Source organism: Paenibacillus sp. 3LSP (genome assembly GCF_032465655.1).
Classification (GTDB): Bacteria; Bacillota; Bacilli; order Paenibacillales; family Paenibacillaceae; genus Fontibacillus; species Fontibacillus barengoltzii.
Genome location: NZ_JAWDJI010000035.1, coordinates 1 through 1,375, shown reverse-complemented (window position 1 = coordinate 1,375; position 1,375 = coordinate 1). Strand labels below are relative to the sequence as shown.

Annotated in this window: 2 protein-coding genes; both read right to left on the bottom strand. The window is 39.0% G+C overall.

What is annotated here, in order from left to right; genetic code table 11:
• Positions 1-369: 369 nt before the first annotated feature.
• Complete coding sequence (locus RW092_RS01795) at positions 370-672, bottom strand: hypothetical protein (protein WP_316009350.1); 303 nt, start codon at positions 670-672, stop codon at positions 370-372.
• 14 nt (positions 673-686) lie between these two features.
• Positions 687-1,375 (bottom strand): polymorphic toxin-type HINT domain-containing protein (locus RW092_RS01790; protein WP_316009349.1); only part of this gene is annotated, 689 nt, incomplete at its 5' end.

Genomic DNA, 1,375 nt, shown 5'->3' with positions numbered 1-1,375 from the left:
TGCATTTTCCTGTGTCCGCCTCAGGATTTATTTGTTCAAGTTCACGGATTCAGGTTTTTGCAATTTTTGAAAAAAATCTTTAATAGTCTTGTAGCGTTATGACCTTCTTGAATATCCCAATAATAATCGACAACTACTATTAGATCTGTTAGATTGTCAGCCCATTTTACTTCAGTAACTACGCTGTCTGTGAAATCGAAATTTTTTAGAACATCTTGCAAATTGGTAGCCAACACTTCCACTCACCTACTTTTCAAAATAGAAATTGAAGGTTAGGCTCCTTCAAAGTGTATCACCCGATTCATTCGGCACTGGGTAGGGGTAAAAGAAAGACCTTGAGGTTTGCCCCCAAGGTCAAGGTCTGAAAAACTAATATGAATCTCGGTAGTTCCCTGCCATTTTCTTTACTAGCTCATGGACTTGGTCAATATGCCAAATATAGTCCGAAAATTTCAGATGCAGTTGCAATAGGGTTTCGACTGTTTCATCAACTGACTTCAAGTCATTGCTCTCAAGTTTAGTTAGGATATTCCCAAGTTCAATTAAAATTTTCCGTAAATCTTCAAAGTTCGAATCTTGCTCGTCTAATTCTTCCTGAGAAATAACTTGTTCTCGGCATGAAGCATTCAAACGAGAAAGTACAGTATATGTTCTCATTAACTCTTCCTGCATACACTCTCTCCTCTTTAAGGAATTGTCCGACCTTCTTTCAATGCTGCTTCGGTTTTCTTCGCATTAAACGAACCATCCAAATTCAGTACTGCTTTAACTTTACCACGACTATCAAACACCTCAATGTGGTCATGGTGTAAGGTATCTAAATAAAACTGGTCACCTTTCTTTAAATAATCATTCCCTGTTTTCCCATTAACCTTATAAACCGTAGCACCTTTAACAATTGTACTCGTTTTTTGTGACTGACTTTTTATTGAAGCGCCAAAATCTAGTTTGAAAAATTCGGACATGTTGTTTGCTTTAAGAATCTCGCAGTTATGAACCCATATACCAAGGTTAGAAACAAAGTAAGAATTAAAATCTTCAACTTCAAAGTTATAAACCGTTGCTTGGCGTGGCTCTTTCTCAATTTTATCTATTGCCAGTTTAGAGCCATCACTCGAAACAAGCAAGTCACCAACCTTCAGGTCTTTAACGAACGTCCATCCTTTACCGTCCAACCAAAACGGATGCTCACCCGTAACCTCAATGATTTCATCCCCGATGTGGACATAGTAGATTTCGTCAGCCTGTTTTTGGAACAGCCCCACGACCTCTTTATACGCCACTTCTCCGGTTTCCTCAGACTTAGCGAGAACCTTATCCCCTACCTCGATTTCCTCGATAGGTTTCTCCCCTTCGTCTGTAAGAACCTTAGTTC

Excerpts from the sequence above, each read along its gene's own strand:
- RW092_RS01795 (WP_316009350.1), bottom strand. The coding sequence starts at position 672 with ATGCAGGAAGAGTTAATGAGAACATATACTGTACTTTCTCGTTTGAAT.